The sequence below is a fragment of the Gordonia sp. NPDC062954 genome (assembly GCF_044543825.1).
GTDB lineage: Bacteria > Actinomycetota > Actinomycetes > Mycobacteriales > Mycobacteriaceae > Gordonia > Gordonia tangerina.
The window spans coordinates 70,077-88,810 of the sequence record NZ_JBITWL010000006.1 but is presented as its reverse complement, the minus strand read 5'-3'; the positions used below and the strand labels follow the sequence as shown (position 1 = coordinate 88,810).

Below are 18,734 nucleotides of genomic sequence, written 5' to 3'. Positions count from 1 at the left end.
GACTCACCAATAGGTCAACAGCAGATGGTTGACGAGCAGCGCCAGGGTTGCCTGTAGCACCAACCAGATTCGCTGATGCCGGATCGGCAGCAGTCCGGTACCGACCATCACCCACAGCGAGAACGGTAACCAGATCCGTTCCGTCTCCGCCTTGCTGAGCGCGCTGAGGTCGGCGATCACGATGGCCGCGAGCCCACCGAGCAACAACACCGTGGGCGCACTGTGCCACATCCGTCGCGGTGGCCACCGAAATGCGCGCCCGACTCCGGCCGCAGCCGCCGGACCGAGTACGCAGAGGGTGGCCGCCAGATTGGCCCAGCCCCAGTACGCGAACGGCCGATCGCTCGCGATGCCCTGGTAGTACCGCTCGACAACCAGGTGATAGCCGTCGAGCCACCAGAATCCGCTGGCCCAGAACGCCACCACCGCGATGAGCGCACCGGCACACGCCCACGGCAGCGGACGCGCGGTCCGGGCGGCGAGCAGAACCGCCAGCGCCACCACCCCCACCAGGATGAGTCCGTAACTGAGGAAGATCCCGAAACCGAGCAGCACGCCCGCCACCGTCGCCCACAGTGCTCGTCGCCAGCCACGTTCGGTCGCGGCCACCGCGATCAGGGCCACGCCCCATGCCGCGACCGCCATGAAGTAGCCGTCTGCCGAGACGCCTACCCACACCCAGCCGGGAAACAGCACCAGAAACGGTGCGCATCGTCGTGCCCATCGTTCGTCACCGAGTCGTCGCACGGCGATCAGCACGGCGACCGCAGCACTGGTACCGGTCACGATGCACCAGGTACCCGCCCAGGCCCCGCCGCCGAGACCCATCCGATCGAGCACCACGAAGCTCAGCAACGCGCCGGGCGGGTGTCCGGACACATGCGTCGTCCACGAATCGGGCTGACCGTCGACGATGCGGTCGGCGAACTCCCGCAGCATCGTCGGGATGCTCGCCACGCCGGACACCTCCGAGAGGTACTCGTCGGGTCGCTCCAACCGTCCCGCGTAGCCACGCTGTGGACCATCGATCAGCGCGAGACTCACCGTCCACGCCAGCGCCCAGGCCCAGGTCACCGCGTATAGCCATACCCAGGACAGTCGTTGCGCCAACGCCGGCATGGCCACCACCGCCAGTACCGCGATCACGATCGCCGGAACGGTACCCGGACCTGTATGCGGCATCCAGTACGCGAACAGCGGTGGCGCCTCGGCGAAGATCCGGGCCAGCAGCGTTCGGTCGAACACCAGTGGCACCAGGGCGGCAACGGACACCAGAAGCACTGCGATACAGACACTCACGATGTCGCGACGCAGGCGAACAGGACGCGGCGCGGCAACGTCTGCGCCGTTGTGCCCCTCCCGTTCGTCCTCGGTCACCGTGTCGGCCATGCTGCAACGCTATTGGTTTCACACCGTCGGCGGGCGTCGACGCTCAACCCGTCACACTTCTGTCATCACCGAAACCCTGTCGCTCCACTCGTCCCGCTCCTACCGTGGACAGGGTGAATGCCAGCGAGATCGCGGTGATCATCCCCTGCCGGAACGAGGCCGGGTCCATCTCGGATGTGCTGGCCCGGGTTCCCGACGGCGTGCAGAGCATCGTGGTCGACAACGGTTCCGACGATGACACCTCCGCGGTGGCGCGGGCGGCCGGCGCGACGGTGATCTACGAGCCCGAACCCGGCTACGGGTCCGCGGTCGGTGCCGGCGTCGCCGCCGCCCGTCGGCCGGTGGTGTGCACCATCGACGGCGACGGTTCGATGGACCCGCAGGAGCTGTTGATCCTGGTCGAGGAACTCGATCGCGGCGCCGACCTCGCCGTCGGGCGGCGCCGCCCCGACCACACCGGGACCTGGCCGCTGCATGCACGCGCGGGTTCGGCGGCCGTCGCCGCCTACCTGCGCCGACGCCATCGTCTGCCCATCCACGACATCGGGCCCATGCGCGCCATCCACCGCGACACGCTTGCCGAACTCTATGTCCGGGATCGTCGCAGCGGATACCCCGTCGAGCTGCTGCTCCGCGCCGGGCAGCACGGCCTGCGGGTCGTGGAACGCGATGTGCGCTACACCGTGCGCACCGCCGGTGAGTCCAAGGTGTCCGGGTCCATCCGGGGGTCGGCGCGGGCCGCGCGGGACTTCCTGGTGGTGTTGCGATGAGCAGCGCGGCAGTACTCATCGTCGCCAAGGCGCCGGTGCCCGGCCTCGCCAAGACCCGACTGGCCGGCGAGTTCGGTGACGTCGGCGCAGCCACCCTGGCCGCCGCCGCCCTGCTCGACACCGTCCGCACCGCTCGTGGAGTGGCCGGGGCCTCGGTGATCGTGGCGCTCACCGGCCGGCTCGCCGACGCGGTGCGCAGCGCCGACCTCATCGAGGCGCTCAGCGGGTGCACGCTCATCACCCAGCGTGGCGACGGGTTCGCTCAGCGACTGGTCAACGCCCATCTCGATGCCGCGGACACCGGTGCACAGCGAGTCATCCAGATCGGGATGGATACGCCACAGGTGCGGGCCGACCAGCTGCGCAGCGCGCTGCGGCGACTCGAGCCGCGCGCCCGACGCTGTGTTCTGGGTATCGCCGACGACGGTGGGTGGTGGGCGTTCGGCACCGCACTGGGCCGGGGGGCCCGGGCATTGTCGACCGTCACGATGTCGCGTCCGGACACCGGCATCGCAACCCAGGCCGCGTTACGCCACGCCGGATTGACCGTCGCCCTGCTCGACCCGATGACAGATGTGGATCTTCCCACCGACATCGCCGACGTGGTCCGGGAATGTCCGGACACCAGTGAGTTCGCCCGTACAGCCGAACTTCTCGGAGCAGTGCGATGACCACTTCGGCGGGAGTGCCGAATCCGTTCGACGCGATGTTCGCGTCACGGCACACCGTGCTGCGCCGCACCGACGGTTCGGCGCAGCAGTGGCCGGTGCACCGCTGGTGCGACACAGACTCCGCGGCTGACGATCTCGACCGGCAATTCGACACGCTGGTTGCCGACCGGTGTCACGGCGCGACGATCGACCTCGGCTGCGGGCCGGGACGTTTGGTCGACGAGTTGGTCACCCGACGTCTCATCGCGCTCGGCGTCGACAGTTCCACGGTGGCGGTGGCCATGGCGCGTGCCCGCGGGGTGACGGTGCTGCACCGTGACATCCACGGCCCGCTGCCCGGCGAGGGGCGATGGACCACCGCCCTGCTGATCGACGGCAACATCGGCATCGGCGGTGCACCCGATCGGGTGCTCACCCGCGCCGCTGCGCTCATCCGGCCCGGTGGGACGGTGCTCGTCGAGATCGACCCGGCGGTAGAACACATCGAGTACGAGGAAGTGCGGGTGGAAGGCGAGAGTTACGCCAGCACCTGGTTCCCGTGGGCACGGATCGGCTTGCTGGGCGCCGAGAGTCTTTGTCACGGATGCGGTTTGACGATCCTGGGCACCTGGGAGCATGCCGGGCGCCAAGTGGTGGAGATGATCCGGCCGTGACCGCCACCGACGACGACTCAGCGGGCGTCCGTAGCCCGCGGGTCACCGCACGGATCGGTGTGGCGCTGGGCATCAGCTTCGGCATCTGCTTTGCCACGGGACTGTTGAGCCACGGCATCCAGCATCCACCGTCGTGGTTCGAGTGGATCTCCCGACCCGTCTGGCTCTACCGCGTCACCCAAGGGGTGCATGTGATCTCGGGGTGTGTCGCGATCCCGCTGCTGCTGGCCAAGCTCGCCGTGGTGTATCCGAAGCTGTTCGACCGGCCACTGATCGGGTCGCCGGCACGCGCCCTGGAACGTGCGTCGATCGCGGTTCTGGTGGCGGCCGGGATCTTCCAATTGCTCACCGGGTTGCTCAACATCGCTCAGTGGTATCCATGGTCGTTCTTCTTCCCGACGGCACATTATGCGATGGCCTACGTGGCAATCGGTGCGCTGGCCATCCACATCGCGGTGAAAATGCCGGTGATCCGGACCGCGCTCGACGGACCGGTCGATTCCAGGCCGCCGGCACAGCGTCGCGGACCGTCCGGGCTCACGCGGCGCGGCTTCCTCAACCTGACCTGGGTGGCCGGCGGTCTGAGCGCGCTGGCGTTCGCAGGCCAGACCATCCCTCTGCTGCGGCCGGTCGCCTTCCTCGCCCCGCGCAGCGGCGACGGCCCGCAAGGCCTGCCGATCAATCGCACCGCCGAGGCCGCCGGAGTCATCTCGGCGGCCACCGCCGGCGACTACCGCCTGCGCATCAGCGGCGTCGGCGCCGATCGGGAGTTGTCCTCGGCCGAGCTGCGCGCGCTTCCCCAGCACACCGTCGGCCTGCCGATCGCGTGTGTTGAGGGGTGGAGCGTCGGCGCGACGTGGACGGGAGTGCGGTTGGTTGACCTCGCCGAACTGGTCGGCGCCACCGGCGCACACGGTATCCGGGTGATCTCACTGGAGCGTGGACTGTATGCGGTCAGCACCCTGCCCACGGCTCAGTCGCAGGACCCGTTGACGCTGCTGGCGTTGCAGCTCAACGGCGAGACACTCGACATCGATCACGGCTACCCCGCCCGTCTCATCGCCCCGAACCTGCCGGGCGTGATGCAGACCAAGTGGGTGTCGCGGATCGAGGTGCTGTGATGGGCGCGGTGCAGTGATCGAGCGATCGGCGCGAATCATCCTGGTGGCCTGCGGGATCGCAGCGTGTGGCTACGGCGGATGGCTGCTGTGGGAGCTGACGCCGGCCGATCGCCTGTCTGTCGTGGTCTGGCTGGCGATCGGTTTGTTCGCCCACGACGCAGTCCTGGCACCCATCGCGCTCGGCGTCTCGTGGCTGCTGCGGGATCGTCTTCCGGTGTGGTGGAGCCGCACACTCCTGATCGCGTTGGGTCTGACGAATGTGCTCATCCTGTTGGCGCTGCCGGTGATCGCCCCCCGTCCCGCCGACGATCAGATCGACAACAGCACCATGCTGGACCGCAACTTCGGGCTCGGCCTGACCATCGTCCTCGTCGCGGTGTGGGTGACGGTGTTCGGGGCAGCCACCTGGTTGCGCCACAGGGGCGAGAGTCTGCGGCCTGTCCCCGACCCCGCGCTGTTCACGCCCCCTGCTCCCTGACGAGCCAACGAGCGTCCCCCCTGCCCCCTGAGGGCGAGCGAGGAACGAGCGAGCGTCACGAAGGGCCCAACACCCGCGGGCTTCCGCCAGCTCCAGCCCTCCTCAGCGACCGAGTGCAGATCGATACACTGGGCGCGATGGGTACAGCGAGTGTGACCAGTCACGGGACTCCGCCGGCGATGATGTTTGCCAGCGACAACGCCGCCGGTACCAGCGCCGAGATCGTCGACGCGGTGGTGGCGGTATCGGCGCAGGCACATCTGGCCTACGGCAACGACTCGGAGACCGCATCGGCGGCCGAGCGGGTGTCCGAGGTATTCGAGACCGAGATCGACCTGCACTGTGTGTCCACCGGTTCGGCTGCCAATTCCCTTGCGTTGTCGGCGCTCACGCGTCCGTGGGGGTCGATTCTGTGCCATCGCAGCGCACACATCGAGGTCGACGAATGCGGCGGGCCCGAGTTCTTCAGCGGCGGAGCGAAACTCGTACTCCTCGATGGCGATGACGGCAAAATCGATCCCGACGAGCTGCATCGCGCGGTTCGGCACCGCGTCGGCGATGTGCACAGCGCGCAACCGCAAGTGCTCAGCCTGACGCAGGCCACCGAGACCGGCTCGGTGTACTCGCTCGACGAGATCCGCACTCTCACCACGATCGCCCGTGACGCCGGCCTGCGGATACACATGGACGGTGCACGCTTCGCCAATGCGCTCGTCCACCTCGGTGTGTCACCGGCCGAGATGACCTGGCGCAGTGGTGTCGACATCCTTTCGTTCGGCATCACCAAGAACGGCGGGATGACCACCGACGCCATCGTCGCGTTCGACCCCACCCTGCACGATGAACTCCGATTCCGGGTCAAACGTGGCGGCCAGTTGGCATCCAAGATGCGTTTCGAGTCGGCCCAGGTGCTGGCCTACCTGGCCGACGACCTGTGGTTGCGGAACGCGGGACACGCCAACGAGATGACCCAGCGGCTGGTATCCGGACTGCGCACGACCTCCGGTGTCACGGTCCAGGGTGCCGCGCAGGCGAACCTGGTGTTCTGCGCGCTCCCCGAGCGGGTCGTCGACGGCCTCACCACACAGGGGTACGTCTTCCATCACGGAATCCCCGCACCCGGCGTTGCCCGCTTGGTGACCTCGCATGCCACCACCGTCCACGCAGTCGATGGACTTCTCTCCGCCATCGACGACCTCACGACGACCACTGCAACCGACAGCCCGCAGGACTCATGACGCACTCCACGGCGCGTGTCGCCGCGACCACCGACCTGACCCCGCGGCTACGGCGGGTGCAATTCCACGTCCCCGACCTGGCCCGCCTCGCCTTGCCCGGTGACCCTGACGAAGCGGTGGGCATCTATTTCCCGCTTCCCGGCGAAACGGCCACACCCGATATGGAGTGCCCCGACGGCGTCTGGGGCTACCACGATCCGGAGTCGGCCCCCGAGGCACGCAATTATTCGGTGCGCGCCATAGATCACGACACCGGGACGATGACGGTGGACTTCGTCGTCCACTCCCACGGGCCGGCCACCGCATGGGCGCAACGCGCCGAGCCAGGCCACCAGGTGGTGATGGCGCATGCCCGCGGCTGGTACCGACCTCCGCCCACCCAGTGGCGACTGCTGGCCGCCGACCTCGCCGGACTTCCCGCATTGGCGCGGATTCTGCAGGAGGACAACGAAACCACACAGACAATCGCGGTCGTCGAGGTACCCGCTGCCATCGAACTCGACTACCTGGACGACGTCGACCATGACGCAGACCTCGTGCCCGTCCCCGGCAGTGGCAACGGGATCGGACCGAGTGTGCTGGGGGAAACGATGCGGCGCCTGACACTTCCGGCCGGACCTGGTTACTGCTGGTTCGCCGGCGAGGCCGCAGAGTCCCGCGCGGTGCGCAAGTGGCTACGTAACGAACACCATTGGGGGCGGGACAGCTACGACACCATCGGCTACTGGCGGTCCAACGGCGAGGACTGGTCGCGTCGGTACGCCGCACACGGTGACGAGTTGTTCGCCGTCTATCAAGGCGCGATCGCTGCCGGCAAGGGTGAGAAGGCCGCCGCCGAGGAGTTCGATGAGGCGCTCGAACAACGCGGTCTGTAGTTGCCGCGAGCGGGTCTCAATCGAGGAGCTGTGCCACGACGCGCAACGACTCGTCGGTGAGCAGATACGAAAGATGATGTGTGCCGGACGAACTCGGAATCCTATAGATGTCGGTGGTCGCGAGGTCCGCGCCGTCGACGCGTGACATACTGCCGACGTCGACGACCAGATCGTTGGCGGCATCACCCATCAGTGGATCCACCACCTCGTCGGCGATCCGCGCCAGTGCCGCGCTGAGTTGCTGCGGCATGTCGGCGACCTCGCTCGGTTCGAAGTCGGTGACGACCGTCGAGTACGTCACCCCGCCGTCCGGAGCCGAACCCGCGTTGAGCCGGTCCAGAAAGGCCGACCCCGGCGTCATGGCGGCCAGCCCGGGCACCTGCTCGGCATCGAGAGCCTGGTCGATGATGCCCTTCACCACCGCAAAGATCAGCGTCAGCACCCGTTGCGCCGCAGCACCTCCGGCGGCACCGGCGAATCGACGGATCACGTCGGCGAGCAGGGTGGTGTAGAGGTCGAGCAACGTCGACCAGTTGCTGCGGTCGGCCAGCAACGTTCCGGCATTCGGCCCGCCCAGCATGGTCACGTCACGGACTACGACGCCGACGGGCAGGCCGACCAGTTCGATGGCGCTGCGCGCGACGAGCGCGCCGCGACTGTAGGTGAGGATGTCGAGATCGATCCGATCGGCCCGCAACTGGTCGAGCAACGCGACGAGTTGCCGGGCATTCTGCTCGGGATCCTCGCTCAGGGTGCGGTGAGTGAAGCCGAGCACGGTCGTGTCCTCGGCGCCGATCAGGTCGTCGAGCACCGCACGCCAGCCCGTCTCCCGCCAGCCGAAGCCGGTGCGGGTGGTGCTGAACGTGCCGTGGACCAACAGCACCACTCGGTTGGTTCCGGAACCGAAACCGACGTCCGCGGGGCGGATCGGCATCCAGGTACGGGGATCGGAATCGGCGATCTCGACCAGCGAGGGCCGCACGATCCGCGATTCCAACGCAGCCACCACGTCGCCGGTCATCGGCCGCTGAAGTCGAATGCCGAACACCTGCATCGTGTTTGGCACCGCGCTACCTACTGCGGCGAGACGGATACTCAGCTCGGGCTCGCCGCGCCGCGGTTCGTCGAACACCGTCGGCCGCACTGCGCTGACGTGGTCGTCGTCCGGCGGTGTGCCACGATGCGTGGCCCACGAGTAGCATCCGCCGCGTTCACACAGCAGCACGTCCCCGTCGCCGACCGACCGCACGCGAAGCAGTGGGGCGACAGGCCGCCCCGACGTCGACGCCTCGACGGTGCGGATCAGCGGTCGGTCGATTGTGATTGTCACCTTGTGCACCAGCGCGAGATCGTCAGCGGCGGAAAGCGCCTGCGCGAGCGGATCGTCGTCGGGGAGGTCGCGCACCGCGACCTCGTCCGGTGACAGATCATCGGGAACCTCGATGACGAGGTCACCGTGACGAATGGTGGCCACCGCAACTCCTTCCGGCTCGCCGGTTCGTTGCCTTAGCCCGTTCGACTCCGGTCAGGAGACGACCGACTGTCCTTGTTCCAATCGCTCGACGATGGCCCGGGCCAACGGAGCCGACGATGCCGGGTTCTGGCCGGTGTACAGGGCGCCGTCGGTCTCCACGTGCGGGGCCCACGGGTCACCGGCGATCACCTTCAGTCCGGCTTCGGTGAGTCGATCCTGCAACAACCACGGCGCCTGTTCGGCAAGGCCGGCCTGCTGCTCCTCGGCGTTGGTGAATGCGGTGACCGTGCGACCGGCAAATACGCTCTCGCCGTTGGCATCACTGGCCGACAGCAACGCTGCGGGACCGTGGCACACGATGCCGAGCGGAACATCATCACCGATCGCCGCGGTCAGCACGGCGGCCGCGTCGGCATCGGTGGCGAGATCCTCCATCGGTCCGTGCCCGCCCGGGAAGAACACCGCGTCGTAGTCGGAGACCTTCACGTCGGCCAACGCGATCGGCTTCTGGAGCTCGGGCGCGTTGTCGATGACATCCCGATAGTGCGCGGCCGCCTCTTCGGAACCGGCGCTCTGCGCGCTGAGACTGCCCTCGTCCACGGGTGGCCGGACCCCGCCTGGCGTGGCCACGGTCACCTGATAGCCCGCATCGACGAAGGTTTCGAGCGGGACCACCGCCTCCTCGGCCCAGAACCCGGTGGGGTGGCGCGTTCCGTCCTTCAGGGTCCAGTGGTCGGATCCGGTCATCACGAACAGCACCGTCTGTGCCATGTCGGCCTCCTTCGGTCTCGTCTGTGGCGCTCCGATGTTCCCCACGGTACTCACGATCGCCGGGGCGTCACCCGGTCTCGGCCGGACGAGACGGACTCGCCGACCACTGCGACCACGACCCCGGGTACAACGCCGCGGTCCGCCCGGCGATCTGCAACGCCGCGACGGCATGGGCGGCGTTGACCCCCGAGCCGCAATAGGTGATCACCTCGTCGTCGTCGCCGATTCCCAAGGCCACGAACCGCTCCCGGAGTTCGTCGGCGGATAGGAACCGACCATCGGGACCGAGGTTGGCAGCCGTGGGTGCGCTGATGGCGCCCGGGATATGACCTGCGCGCGGATCGACCGGCTCCACCTCGCCTCGGTATCGCTCGGCGGCGCGCGCGTCCACGAGGATCGCCGATGTCGTTGCCACGTCATCGATCTCCGCCACCGGCAGGTGTCCCGCGTCGAGTGTCACCGACCCGGCGCGAGGCGTCGTGTCGCCGGCAGAGACGCGAAGGCCGGCGGCACGCCACGCACCGAGGGCACCGTCGAGCATCCGGACGTCGTGGTGCCCACCCCACCGCAGCAACCACCATGCCCGCGCCGACGCAAGATTTCCGATGTCGTCGTAGACTACCACCGGCGACGAGTCGTCGATCCCCCAACGCCGGGCCGCGGCCTGCAGGTCGGCGATATCGGGCAGCGGATGGCGCCCGCCCTCCGGCGACGGAGGTGCGGCGAGTTCGCGGTCGAGATCGACGTACACCGCACCCGGGATGTGTCCGTCGCGGTAGTGCTCGTGACCGTGACTGTCACCGAGCTGCCACCGCACGTCGAGGATCACCGGCGGCCGGTCGGAGAGCATCGCTTCGGTGAGTTCGTCCACACTGATGAGCATGGCGTCGATCTTGTCACTGCCGACCACGATGCCGCGTCGCGCGACCGGCGTTACCTCGCCGTGATCGCCGTCGCGATCGTGTTGCACCCCGGCGCGCATGCGCGACGCGTCGGGGTTGAACCTCGTAGCGTCGGGGTATGAACAACCGGCAGAGATCATGCTCAGGGGGAGTTCGATGAGACTGTTCGTCACCGGCGCGACCGGATATGTCGGGTCGCGGCTGGTCTGCTCGCTGCTCGCGGCCGGACACGAGGTGGTGGTCAGCAGCCGGCGGACCGCATCCTTGCGGCAGTTCAGCTGGTACGACGACGTGACCGCCGTCGAGATGAATGCCGACGACCAATGGTCGGCGCACGATGCGCTGCAGGTCGCCGGCCAGATCGACGCCCTCTACTACCTGGTGCACGGCATCGGTCAGGACGACTTCGACGATGCCGATGTGCGCGCGGCGAACAACGTGGCGTTGGCCGCCCGCGACGCGTCGGTTCGCCGCATCATCTACCTCGGCGGGTTTGTTCCCGACGTCGACCGCAACCGCCTGTCGCCGCATCTACGCAGTCGCGCCGACGCCGCCGATGCGCTCAACATCCCGGGCGGCGCCGACCTGGTGTGGTTGCGGGCCGCGGTGATCCTGGGTGCCGGGTCCACCTCGTTCGAGATCATCCGTTACGTCGCCGACCGACTCGCGGTGATCCCGGAACCGGGGTGGACCCGCAACCCGATGGACCCGATCTCCATACGCGATGTGCTGCACTATCTGACCGCTGTTGCACGGCCCGAGGTCCCGGCCGGCGCCTACGACATCGCCGGCCCCGATGAGGGCGTCCGCTACGGCGAGGTCCTCACCGAGTATCTGCGGGCCATCGGGCAACCTCGGCTGCGCCTCCCCTTCCCCGACGTGAGTACGCGGCTGGTCGGCAAGGTCGCCGGACGCATCGTGCCGGTACCGACGTCGCTGACCGAAGACCTGGTGACCTCGCTGGATCAGCCGATGGCCGCGTCCGAACACACGATCCGCGAGATCGTGCCGGCGCTGCCCGGCGGCCTGACCCCTATGCGCAAGGCCATCGCCGCGGCCGTGCGCAGTCCCGCACCCCGGCCGGTTTGCGAATTGTCGAATCTGCATCATCTGGCCGAGACCGACCCCATGTGGGCGGGCGGAGATGTGATGCGGGTGCGCCGCATGATCGGTTCCACGGTGTCCACGACGATGTCGTCGACGGGACGAGTAGCGCAAAGCATGGTATCCCTGCTGACAGGATGACTGCCGACCTCACGACCTTCGCCCAGCGACTGACCGAGCCCGCTCCCGGCACTAAGCGCGACGACCCCGGTGCGTTGCGGCGCCGGCGGATCGTCGTCGCCGTCTTCGTGGTGATCGGGGCGATCATCCTGGGTTTCTCGCTGTCCGCCGAACCGGGGGCTGCATCCTTTGTCCCGATGACGATCGCGTTGGCGGCCGCCTGGCTGATCGGTGGGTTTCTGTCGGGGCCGATCCGGCTGGGGCGGTTCGGGTGGCGACCGCCGGAGTCCGAGACGTCGCCGAAGTCGTCGACCGGGTCGGCGTCTGCAGTCGGTGCGGCCGCACTCGGCATCGCGGTGGGTCTCGCCGTGAGTGCCGCCTTCGTCCTGGGCGCGCTCATCACCCGCGAAATCGAGGTGCTGGCCTCCCTGGTGCGCAACGTGCTCGCGTTCCGCGACGAGGGCAGCGTGGTGCTGATCACTGCGATCACCCTCGGCAACGGTCTGGCCGAGGAGATCTTCTTCCGGGGCGCGGTGTATTCGGCGGTGCAGAGGCATCAACCGTTGATCTGGTCGACGCTGCTCTACGCGGTCGTCACCCTCGCCAGCGGCAACGTGATGCTCGGATTCGCCGCCCTCGTGCTGGGCTCGGTGTGCGCGGTGTTGCGGCGCGCGACCGACGGGGTCCTCGCGCCGATCTGTACCCACGTGATCTGGGGCGCGATCATCCTGTTCTGTCTGCCGCCGATCTTCGGTACGTGAGTGTCACGAGGAGTCGCCCAGATCGATCCCTTCACCCGGTTGCAGCTCGATGGCGGCCACCGCGTTGTCCGCTAAGAGTGATACGAAGTCCGCGCCCGGCCGAAAGAAGCGGTCCGGCCGCACACGTTCGAGTCCGATCGGCCACAGAGTCCCGAAGTGCACCGGAATGGCCAGTCCGGCATGGACGATCTCGGCTGCTTCGGCCGCCCGCGTCGGGTTCATGTGCCCGGGCCCCAGGTTCGGCCCCCAACCGCCAACCGGCAGCAGCGCGAGGTCACAGTGGGGAACCCAGTCGCCGATATCGGGATAGAGGTCGGTGTCGCCGGCGAAGTAGGTCGTCCGCTGCCCGCTGATCACATAGCCGAGCGCGACGGTATCGGCCGGCCCGCGACGCCATCGCCTGCCGTCGTGATCGGCGGGCACGGCCCGTATCCCCAACCCACCGATCGTGATCTCGTCGCCCGCCACGACCTCGATGAGCCGACCCCCGACGGCCCGCAAGGCCGGGAGTACGTCGGGCGCGTGGCGCGGCACCACGATCGGCACGTCCTGACCGAGCAGCCGCAGGGACGGCAGGTGCGTGTGGTCGGCGTGCAGATGCGACAACAGCACCACATCGGGAGCACGAACGTCGGGGTCGCTCGGAATGGGGCCGCGTCGCCGCCGCAGATGGGCAACCCGTCCGGTGAGGATGGGGTCGGTCAGCACGGTGGTCTGCCGATCGACGACCAGAGTGCTCGCATGACCCAGCCAGCGCAGTTCGGAGTCCGGGCGGGTATCGCGGCGGGTCGCAGGGTCGTCGCCGGGATGGCTCATGCCATTACCATCGCAGGGCAATCGAAAGGACGCCATGCGCAGCACCGCCCGAGTCGTCGGCATCGTCGTCGAACTCATCGTCTTGTGGCTGATCTCGGCACTCGCCCTGTTGGTTCTCGACGCCGTCTTCGGTGGGGTCACCCTCGACACGGTCGTGGTGGACGGCCGGGCGACCACGCTGCCGGCGGCGTTGGCGTTGGCGCTGGTGTTCGGTCTGCTCAACGCGATCCTGTGGCCGCTGGTGGTGCGCGCGATGGCATGGATCGGACCGGTGATGCTGTTCGTCGCGGTCTTTTTGGCCGGCGGGCTGTTGCTGATGCTGTCGATGATCCTCGTGCCGGTCGCCAGCGTGGACCGCACATTCGACCTGTTCGTGATGGCCGCGCTGCTCTCGGTGTTCAGTTCCGTGGTCGGTGGTGTGATCGCATCCCGCTCGGACACCTCCTACCGGATCATGCAGGTGCGTCGGCAACGTTTCCGCCGGCGCACCTCGGTACCGGCCACCACCACTCCGGGTCTGCTGTGCCTACAGATCGACGGCCTCGGTCATGGCGTGCTGCGGCGCGCCATCGCCGATGGGGTCACCCCCACGATGGCGAAGCTGGTCCGCGACACCCACCGGCTGGTGCCCTGGCACACCGACTGGAGCAGCCAGACCGGTGCGTCCCAACTGGGCATCCTGCACGGCTGCAACCACAACGTCCCCGCGTTTCGCTGGTACGACAAGACCACCGGCACCGTTGCGGTGTTCAGCAACCCCCGCGACAACGAACAACGCGAGGCCGAACGCGCCGACCGACCGGGGCTGCTGGCGTTCGACGGCGCCAGCCGCGGCAACCTGTTCACCGGCGGCGCCGACGACAACGTGCTGGTGGTCAGCCGGATGCGGGGCGCCCGACTCGGCGGCGGCGCCGGCTACGCGTCGTACTTCTTCGACCCGTCGAGCGCACTGCGCACAGTGGTGCGGATGATCGCCGAGATCCAGCGCGAACTGCGCCAGGGGTTTCATCAACGGCGGCGCGACATCCGGCCACGGGTCCGACGCGGCGGCGTCTACCCGTTCGTGCGGGCCTTCACCACCGTGGTGGCCAACGACATCACGGTGGCCGCGGTGGTCCGCGATCTCATCGACGGTCGCAGCATCATCTACGCGGACCTGATCGGCTACGACGAGGTGTCGCATCACTCGGGTATTTCGCGGCCGGAAACCCTTGCGGTGCTGACGAAGATCGACGAGACCATCCGACTGCTGTTGGCCACCGTGGAACAGGCCGACCGCGACTACCGGGTTGTGCTGCTGTCCGATCACGGGCAGAGTCAGGGCGCCACCTTCAGTCGGCGCTACGGCGAGAGTCTGGCACAGCTGGTCAACCGGCTGTGTGGCGATCCCGAACGGCCGGAGTCCGAAGACCTCTCGGCGCAGGCCGATGCCGAGGGGCGGCTCTATGCCTCGGCCAGTATGGGTTCTGCGGGTGAGAAGACCGACGTGTCCCCGCCGTCTGATCGACCGGTTGTGCTGGGTTCCGGGAACCTGGGCCTGATCAGCTTCCCGCGCATCGACGGCCGCGCCGATACCGAGTCGATCGAGGACGCCTATCCAGGTTTACTCGCTGGATTATGCGGCCACCCCGGGGTCGGTTTCCTGCTGGTTGCTGTGCCCGGCGGCGGGTCGGTGGTGCTCGGCGCCGACGGTTCGGTCGACGTGGCCACCGGGGCGGTCACCGGCACCGACCCGCTGCGCGGGTTCGGCCCGGATGCACTCGAGAAGATCCGGCGCACAGATACATTCGACAATGTCGCAGACATCATGGTCGGTGGCGCCTATTGGCCCGAGACCGACGAGGTCGCTGCCTTCGAGGAACAGGTAGGCTCGCACGGCGGGATGGGCGGCCCGCAGAGCACACCGTTCCTGCTGTTCCCGAAAGACCTCCCGCACCCACCCGATCCCCTGCACGGCGCCGAAGCCGTCCACGCGGTGCTGACCGGTTGGCGCGACGCCCAATCGCCGGCCGAGTAGCCACCACCCGCGTCGCTCCCCACTGAGCCAACAACCATATCGCTGGTCGAGTAGTCACGAGCCGCTAGGCGAGTGACGTATCGAGACCAGACCCGCCGCACCCGTCCCCGAACCTCAACCCGAGCTCACACCTAACGCCGCGAAAACGTCAGATGGACAACCCCACTCGGCGACGACACCGGTTCGATGTGGAACCTCTCATCGAGCCCCTCAAGGTCATCCCACAGCCACTCACCTCGGCCGAGCAGGATCGGCACGACGACGATGTGCATCTCGTCGATCAGGTCCGCGGCCAGGAACTCGCGGATTGTGGTGGTGCCACCGCCGATTCGAACATCTTTGCCCTCTGCAAGTTCCCTGGCCCGCTCCAATGCCTCGGCGGGCGCGGCGTCGACGAAGTGAAAGCTTGTGCCGCCGTCCATCTGCAGTGTCGGACGCGGGTGGTGGGTGAGCACGATGACCGGGGTGTGAAACGGCGGGTCGTCGCCCCACCACCCGCGCCATTGTTCGTCGGCACCGCGCTGCGGCCCGAATTTGTTTCGCCCCATGATCTCGACGCCGATGTCGGTAGCCCACCGGCTCGCGAACGCCTCGTCGACGCCAGTATCGCCCGGGCCCTCACCGTGGAAGCCCATCTGGGTGAACGTCCGCGTGGGAAACGCCCACTGCATGAGACGATGTCCGGCGTGGCCGAACGGCGCGTCGAGTTGTTGGCCTTCGCCGACGCCGAAACCGTCGAGTGAGACCGAGAAGTTGTGTACCCGAACCAGAGATATGCGCTTGTCCTACTCGCGCCCGGTGACAGCGTTCGGGGCGGCACCGTCGCGGACGAGTTCGTCGACGTAGGACGCCAGATTGCCCAGCGTCTGCTCGCCGCCTTCGATCGCGTGATAGCGCTGCACCGCCTCGTCGCGGAGTTCGCGGGTGGGAAACACCGTGCGCATCACGATCCGGGTCTGATCACCGATCGGTTCGAAGGTGAGGACTGAGGTGAAGGCGTCGGGATCATCGCGAAAGGCTCCGTGCAGCAGTTCGATTCGCTCGGAGGGAATGATCTCTTGCCAGGTGATCCACTCCTGGTAGTCGGTCCCGTCCGGCCCGTGCATGACGAAATCCCAGATTCCTCCGGACCGGAACTCGAACGATCGGGTGGTGGTGGAGAATCCGTCCGGCCCCCACCATCGGGACAGATGACGAACCTGCGTGAACGCCTCGAATACCAATTCCCTTGGTGCGCTGATCATCCGCGACACCACAACCTCACGGTCGACGGTCATCTCGGCGGCGTCAGCCTCGTTGTTCGCTGTCATCGAAATCTCCCTCTCTTCGCGCCTGCTTCAGGTCGTGGACGTACTCGTCGAGCCGATCGAAGCTCTCGTTCCAGAACCGTTCGAAACCGCCCAACCACTCGCGAACCGGTTGCAGCCCTCGGGCGTCGAGGTCATACAGGCGCTGTTTTCCAGCGCCGCGAACCTGTACCAGCCCGACCTCCCGCAGCACGCGCAGATGCTTGGACGCCTGCGGCTGACTCATGCCGAGATCCTGCGCGACGTCGCTCACCGGCCGCTCGCCGCCGCGCAACAGGATCAGGATCTCGCGACGCTGCGGCTCGGCAATCGCATTGAATGCGTCGGAGGTCGTCGCCGCTCGCGCCATGCAGCCATCATATTCCTATATCGGAAAATGTAAAGGTCTACAGCAGCGACGCCGGTCGAATGTCGTCGAGAATGATCAGGACCTACGCGAGGCCATCTCGACGATCGATTCGAACCGCTCGCCCATCTGTTTGGCCAACGCTTCCGCGGCACGCAACGGACGAACCATCACCATGAAATCGACGATCTTGCCGTCGTCGTCGAATCGGAGGAAGTCGCAACCGGTGATGGCCAGTCCGTCGACCTTGGCCTCGAAGACGAGAGCATGATCACGGCCACCCGACTCGCCGATCTCGCGCACATAGTGGAAGTCTTCGAAGACCTGGACGACGGTGCGTAGGATCGCGCTCGTGATCGCTTTGCCCTCATAGGGTTTGAATGCGACCGGACTTCGGAACACCACGTCGTCGGCGAGCATCTGCTCCACCGTATCCATGTCGCGTGCGTCTATCGCCTGCCGGAATGCGGACATGCCCGTCCTCTCGCCTGTGATGCCGACCGGTGGACCGCACCCTCAATACTGTGCGACACGACCGTCCCGAGGGGGCACGGTACATCGTCCACAACATCCGCGGAAGAGCACGCATCGGAAGCTGCCGCGGCCAGCCGTCGGGCCGCAGCAAGGCATCGGTTCCGCCGTCGACGGTCAGCACGCTGCCGACGAGGAAATCCGCGCTCGGCGAGAGCATCATCGTGATCCAGTCGGCGAGTTGGTGCGGGGTGCCGTATTGCCGGATCGGGACCGGGAAGGACCGCACCTGAGCACCGGTGCTGCTGTCGAGCTGGGCACGGAGCAGCGGGGTCAATACCGGTCCGGGCGCGATCACGTTCAACCTGATTCCCGCACCGGCCCACTCATCGGCGACCGCGCGCTGCCTACACCACCTCGCCACCGCCAGTTTCGATGCGGCATAGGCCACCGGCGCCGCCACGCCGCGGCGCCGCCGGATCTGGCGAATCGCACGCTAGTCGTCACCGTCGAGCAGCAGACGTACGGCACGTCGTGGCACAAAGGGGGTCGTGGCGGCCGAGTTCGAGCCCAGCACCACCACTTTTGCGTCGGTGGCGGCCGCGAGCGCTGGACGGAGGCCCTCAAGCAGTTCGATGACACCGAGCAGGTTCACCGCCACGATGCTGTCCTCACGCCCTTTCGCGGGCCCGAGACCGGCGGCCATAACCGCACCATCGAGCCGGCCGCCGGCCGAGGCGAGCACCGCTTCGACCGCACCGCGCCGCCCGGAGGGGGTGGACAGATCCGCGCACACGTCGACGTCACGCAAATCCAGACCGATCACCCGGTGCCCGGCGACGCACAGCCGATCCGCGACGGCAAGGCCGATCCCAGAGGCGGCTCCGGTTACCAGGTAGGTGCCGGAGGAAGCCACCTCAGGCCCGGTCGGATCGGTGTCGGTCACCGCTGGGCAGTTTCGTGCTGGCGGGCGTAGGTGCGCTCGTAGGCGTCATTGAATGCGCGCAACTCGTGCAGCAGCGCTTCGGGTGTCCCGGGATCGAGGTCGGCGAACACCCGCCGGAGCCGATCGGCACGCAGCTGTCCGTCGTGCTCGAACGCCGTCTCGCCGGATGCAGTGGGCCGGATCAGCCGACTCGCCTGACCGGCCACCTCGAAACGTTCCAGGTGGCCGTGCTTGATGGCCGCGTTGACCTGCCGATTGACCGTTGACTGATCCAGATCGAGTTCGTCGGCGAGATCACGCAGCGTGCGCGGGGCGCCGTCGGAGAGCGTCCACAGAATCGCGAACGCCGAGGCCTCCAACATGGCCCCGGGAACGATATGGGTCTTACGTCGACTCATCCGGAGCAGCTCTTCGGCCAACCCTTGGTAGAGCGGCGTCTGCCACACCGACTCGTCCCCGATTTCCGGCATATCCGACATCCCCTCCCGGTCACGACACCTGGCA

General features: G+C 67.6%; 20 protein-coding genes and 1 pseudogene. 10 read left to right on the top strand and 11 right to left on the bottom strand.

All coding sequences use genetic code 11. The annotated features are described in order from the left end of the window. Positions 1 to 3: 3 nt before the first annotated feature. The gene (locus ACIGKQ_RS08500) at positions 4 to 1,389 is read right to left on the bottom strand and encodes a hypothetical protein (protein WP_396573191.1); all 1,386 of its coding nucleotides are present in this window, start codon (positions 1,387 to 1,389) and stop codon (positions 4 to 6) included. A gap of 113 nt (positions 1,390 to 1,502) precedes the next feature. Here ACIGKQ_RS08500 and ACIGKQ_RS08495 point away from each other — a divergent pair, with 113 nt between their 5' ends. From ACIGKQ_RS08495 to ACIGKQ_RS08465, 7 genes are all read left to right on the top strand, one after another. Further along, positions 1,503 to 2,159 carry a glycosyltransferase family 2 protein gene (locus ACIGKQ_RS08495; RefSeq protein WP_396573189.1) on the top strand — a complete coding sequence of 219 codons (657 nt, stop codon included), beginning with the start codon at positions 1,503 to 1,505 and terminating at the stop codon, positions 2,157 to 2,159. Next, entirely contained in the window at positions 2,156 to 2,830 is a 675-nt protein-coding gene (locus tag ACIGKQ_RS08490; RefSeq protein WP_396573187.1) for a DUF2064 domain-containing protein, read from the top strand. The genes ACIGKQ_RS08495 and ACIGKQ_RS08490 overlap by 4 nt, the downstream gene beginning before the upstream one ends. Next, the gene (locus ACIGKQ_RS08485; RefSeq protein ID WP_396573186.1) at positions 2,827 to 3,483 is read left to right on the top strand and encodes a methyltransferase domain-containing protein; all 657 of its coding nucleotides are present in this window, start codon (positions 2,827 to 2,829) and stop codon (positions 3,481 to 3,483) included. The genes ACIGKQ_RS08490 and ACIGKQ_RS08485 overlap by 4 nt, the downstream gene beginning before the upstream one ends. Further along, positions 3,480 to 4,604 carry a molybdopterin-dependent oxidoreductase gene (locus ACIGKQ_RS08480; protein WP_396573184.1) on the top strand — a complete coding sequence of 375 codons (1,125 nt, stop codon included), beginning with the start codon at positions 3,480 to 3,482 and terminating at the stop codon, positions 4,602 to 4,604. Before ACIGKQ_RS08485 ends, ACIGKQ_RS08480 begins: the two co-directional genes overlap by 4 nt. A gap of 13 nt (positions 4,605 to 4,617) precedes the next feature. Further along, on the top strand, positions 4,618 to 5,082 hold the full coding sequence (locus ACIGKQ_RS08475) for a hypothetical protein (RefSeq protein WP_396573182.1): 465 nt from the start codon (positions 4,618 to 4,620) through the stop codon (positions 5,080 to 5,082). A gap of 137 nt (positions 5,083 to 5,219) precedes the next feature. Continuing rightward, a complete protein-coding gene (locus tag ACIGKQ_RS08470) occupies positions 5,220 to 6,320 on the top strand; it encodes a threonine aldolase family protein (RefSeq protein ID WP_396573180.1) in 1,101 nt (366 codons plus the stop codon). Further along, the gene (locus tag ACIGKQ_RS08465; protein WP_396573179.1) at positions 6,317 to 7,195 is read left to right on the top strand and encodes a siderophore-interacting protein; all 879 of its coding nucleotides are present in this window, start codon (positions 6,317 to 6,319) and stop codon (positions 7,193 to 7,195) included. Before ACIGKQ_RS08470 ends, ACIGKQ_RS08465 begins: the two co-directional genes overlap by 4 nt. 16 nt (positions 7,196 to 7,211) lie before the next feature. Here ACIGKQ_RS08465 and ACIGKQ_RS08460 read toward each other — a convergent pair whose 3' ends face one another. The 3 genes from ACIGKQ_RS08460 to ACIGKQ_RS08450 all read right to left on the bottom strand — a co-directional run bounded on the left by ACIGKQ_RS08460 (position 7,212) and on the right by ACIGKQ_RS08450 (position 10,323). Beyond that, the gene (locus ACIGKQ_RS08460; RefSeq protein ID WP_396573177.1) at positions 7,212 to 8,669 is read right to left on the bottom strand and encodes an esterase/lipase family protein; all 1,458 of its coding nucleotides are present in this window, start codon (positions 8,667 to 8,669) and stop codon (positions 7,212 to 7,214) included. A 51-nt stretch (positions 8,670 to 8,720) separates the two neighbouring features. Beyond that, positions 8,721 to 9,440 (bottom strand): type 1 glutamine amidotransferase domain-containing protein, encoded by a 720-nt coding sequence (locus tag ACIGKQ_RS08455; RefSeq protein WP_396573175.1) that lies wholly within the window; start codon positions 9,438 to 9,440, stop codon positions 8,721 to 8,723. 67 nt (positions 9,441 to 9,507) lie between these two features. Then, positions 9,508 to 10,323, bottom strand: a complete 816-nt coding sequence (locus ACIGKQ_RS08450; RefSeq protein ID WP_396573332.1) for a sulfurtransferase — start codon at positions 10,321 to 10,323, stop codon at positions 9,508 to 9,510. A gap of 175 nt (positions 10,324 to 10,498) precedes the next feature. On the opposite strand from ACIGKQ_RS08450, the gene ACIGKQ_RS08445 reads away from it, so the two are divergent. After that, entirely contained in the window at positions 10,499 to 11,587 is a 1,089-nt protein-coding gene (locus ACIGKQ_RS08445) for an NAD(P)H-binding protein (protein WP_396573173.1), read from the top strand. After that, complete coding sequence (locus ACIGKQ_RS08440; protein WP_396573172.1) at positions 11,584 to 12,327, top strand: lysostaphin resistance A-like protein; 744 nt, start codon at positions 11,584 to 11,586, stop codon at positions 12,325 to 12,327. The genes ACIGKQ_RS08445 and ACIGKQ_RS08440 overlap by 4 nt, the downstream gene beginning before the upstream one ends. 3 nt (positions 12,328 to 12,330) lie before the next feature. Here the strand turns inward: ACIGKQ_RS08440 and ACIGKQ_RS08435 are convergent, their stop codons facing one another. After that, a complete protein-coding gene (locus tag ACIGKQ_RS08435; RefSeq protein WP_396573170.1) occupies positions 12,331 to 13,143 on the bottom strand; it encodes an MBL fold metallo-hydrolase in 813 nt (270 codons plus the stop codon). Between the two features lie 34 nt (positions 13,144 to 13,177). Between ACIGKQ_RS08435 and ACIGKQ_RS08430 the strand changes: the two genes are divergently transcribed. Beyond that, on the top strand, positions 13,178 to 15,160 hold the full coding sequence (locus ACIGKQ_RS08430) for an alkaline phosphatase family protein (RefSeq protein ID WP_396573168.1): 1,983 nt from the start codon (positions 13,178 to 13,180) through the stop codon (positions 15,158 to 15,160). Positions 15,161 to 15,291: 131 nt separating this feature from the next. Here the strand turns inward: ACIGKQ_RS08430 and ACIGKQ_RS08425 are convergent, their stop codons facing one another. From ACIGKQ_RS08425 to ACIGKQ_RS08400, 6 genes and pseudogenes are all read right to left on the bottom strand, one after another. Further along, positions 15,292 to 15,936 (bottom strand): dihydrofolate reductase family protein, encoded by a 645-nt coding sequence (locus ACIGKQ_RS08425; protein ID WP_396573330.1) that lies wholly within the window; start codon positions 15,934 to 15,936, stop codon positions 15,292 to 15,294. A 9-nt stretch (positions 15,937 to 15,945) separates the two neighbouring features. Beyond that, positions 15,946 to 16,470, bottom strand: coding sequence for an SRPBCC family protein (locus ACIGKQ_RS08420; protein ID WP_396573166.1), 525 nt, complete (start codon positions 16,468 to 16,470; stop codon positions 15,946 to 15,948). Further along, on the bottom strand, positions 16,448 to 16,816 hold the full coding sequence (locus tag ACIGKQ_RS08415; protein WP_266063093.1) for a helix-turn-helix transcriptional regulator: 369 nt from the start codon (positions 16,814 to 16,816) through the stop codon (positions 16,448 to 16,450). The genes ACIGKQ_RS08420 and ACIGKQ_RS08415 overlap by 23 nt, the downstream gene beginning before the upstream one ends. A 75-nt stretch (positions 16,817 to 16,891) precedes the next feature. Continuing rightward, on the bottom strand, positions 16,892 to 17,287 hold the full coding sequence (locus ACIGKQ_RS08410) for a nuclear transport factor 2 family protein (protein ID WP_266063092.1): 396 nt from the start codon (positions 17,285 to 17,287) through the stop codon (positions 16,892 to 16,894). A gap of 42 nt (positions 17,288 to 17,329) precedes the next feature. Continuing rightward, positions 17,330 to 18,200 (bottom strand): annotated as a pseudogene (locus tag ACIGKQ_RS08405) (SDR family oxidoreductase). 26 nt (positions 18,201 to 18,226) lie between these two features. Beyond that, the gene (locus ACIGKQ_RS08400; protein ID WP_396573164.1) at positions 18,227 to 18,700 is read right to left on the bottom strand and encodes a MarR family winged helix-turn-helix transcriptional regulator; all 474 of its coding nucleotides are present in this window, start codon (positions 18,698 to 18,700) and stop codon (positions 18,227 to 18,229) included. Positions 18,701 to 18,734 lie beyond the last annotated feature (34 nt).

Coding starts and splice junctions, on each gene's coding strand:
- ACIGKQ_RS08500 (WP_396573191.1), bottom strand. CDS start 1,389: ATGGCCGACACGGTGACCGAGGACGAACGGGAGGGGCACAACGGCGCA.
- ACIGKQ_RS08490 (WP_396573187.1), top strand. CDS start 2,156: ATGAGCAGCGCGGCAGTACTCATCGTCGCCAAGGCGCCGGTGCCCGGC.
- ACIGKQ_RS08485 (WP_396573186.1), top strand. CDS start 2,827: ATGACCACTTCGGCGGGAGTGCCGAATCCGTTCGACGCGATGTTCGCG.
- ACIGKQ_RS08470 (WP_396573180.1), top strand. CDS start 5,220: ATGGGTACAGCGAGTGTGACCAGTCACGGGACTCCGCCGGCGATGATG.
- ACIGKQ_RS08465 (WP_396573179.1), top strand. CDS start 6,317: ATGACGCACTCCACGGCGCGTGTCGCCGCGACCACCGACCTGACCCCG.
- ACIGKQ_RS08455 (WP_396573175.1), bottom strand. CDS start 9,440: ATGGCACAGACGGTGCTGTTCGTGATGACCGGATCCGACCACTGGACC.
- ACIGKQ_RS08450 (WP_396573332.1), bottom strand. CDS start 10,323: ATGCTCATCAGTGTGGACGAACTCACCGAAGCGATGCTCTCCGACCGG.
- ACIGKQ_RS08445 (WP_396573173.1), top strand. CDS start 10,499: ATGAGACTGTTCGTCACCGGCGCGACCGGATATGTCGGGTCGCGGCTG.
- ACIGKQ_RS08440 (WP_396573172.1), top strand. CDS start 11,584: ATGACTGCCGACCTCACGACCTTCGCCCAGCGACTGACCGAGCCCGCT.
- ACIGKQ_RS08435 (WP_396573170.1), bottom strand. CDS start 13,143: ATGAGCCATCCCGGCGACGACCCTGCGACCCGCCGCGATACCCGCCCG.
- ACIGKQ_RS08430 (WP_396573168.1), top strand. CDS start 13,178: ATGCGCAGCACCGCCCGAGTCGTCGGCATCGTCGTCGAACTCATCGTC.
- ACIGKQ_RS08420 (WP_396573166.1), bottom strand. CDS start 16,470: ATGACAGCGAACAACGAGGCTGACGCCGCCGAGATGACCGTCGACCGT.
- ACIGKQ_RS08415 (WP_266063093.1), bottom strand. CDS start 16,816: ATGGCGCGAGCGGCGACGACCTCCGACGCATTCAATGCGATTGCCGAG.
- ACIGKQ_RS08410 (WP_266063092.1), bottom strand. CDS start 17,287: ATGTCCGCATTCCGGCAGGCGATAGACGCACGCGACATGGATACGGTG.
- ACIGKQ_RS08400 (WP_396573164.1), bottom strand. CDS start 18,700: ATGCCGGAAATCGGGGACGAGTCGGTGTGGCAGACGCCGCTCTACCAA.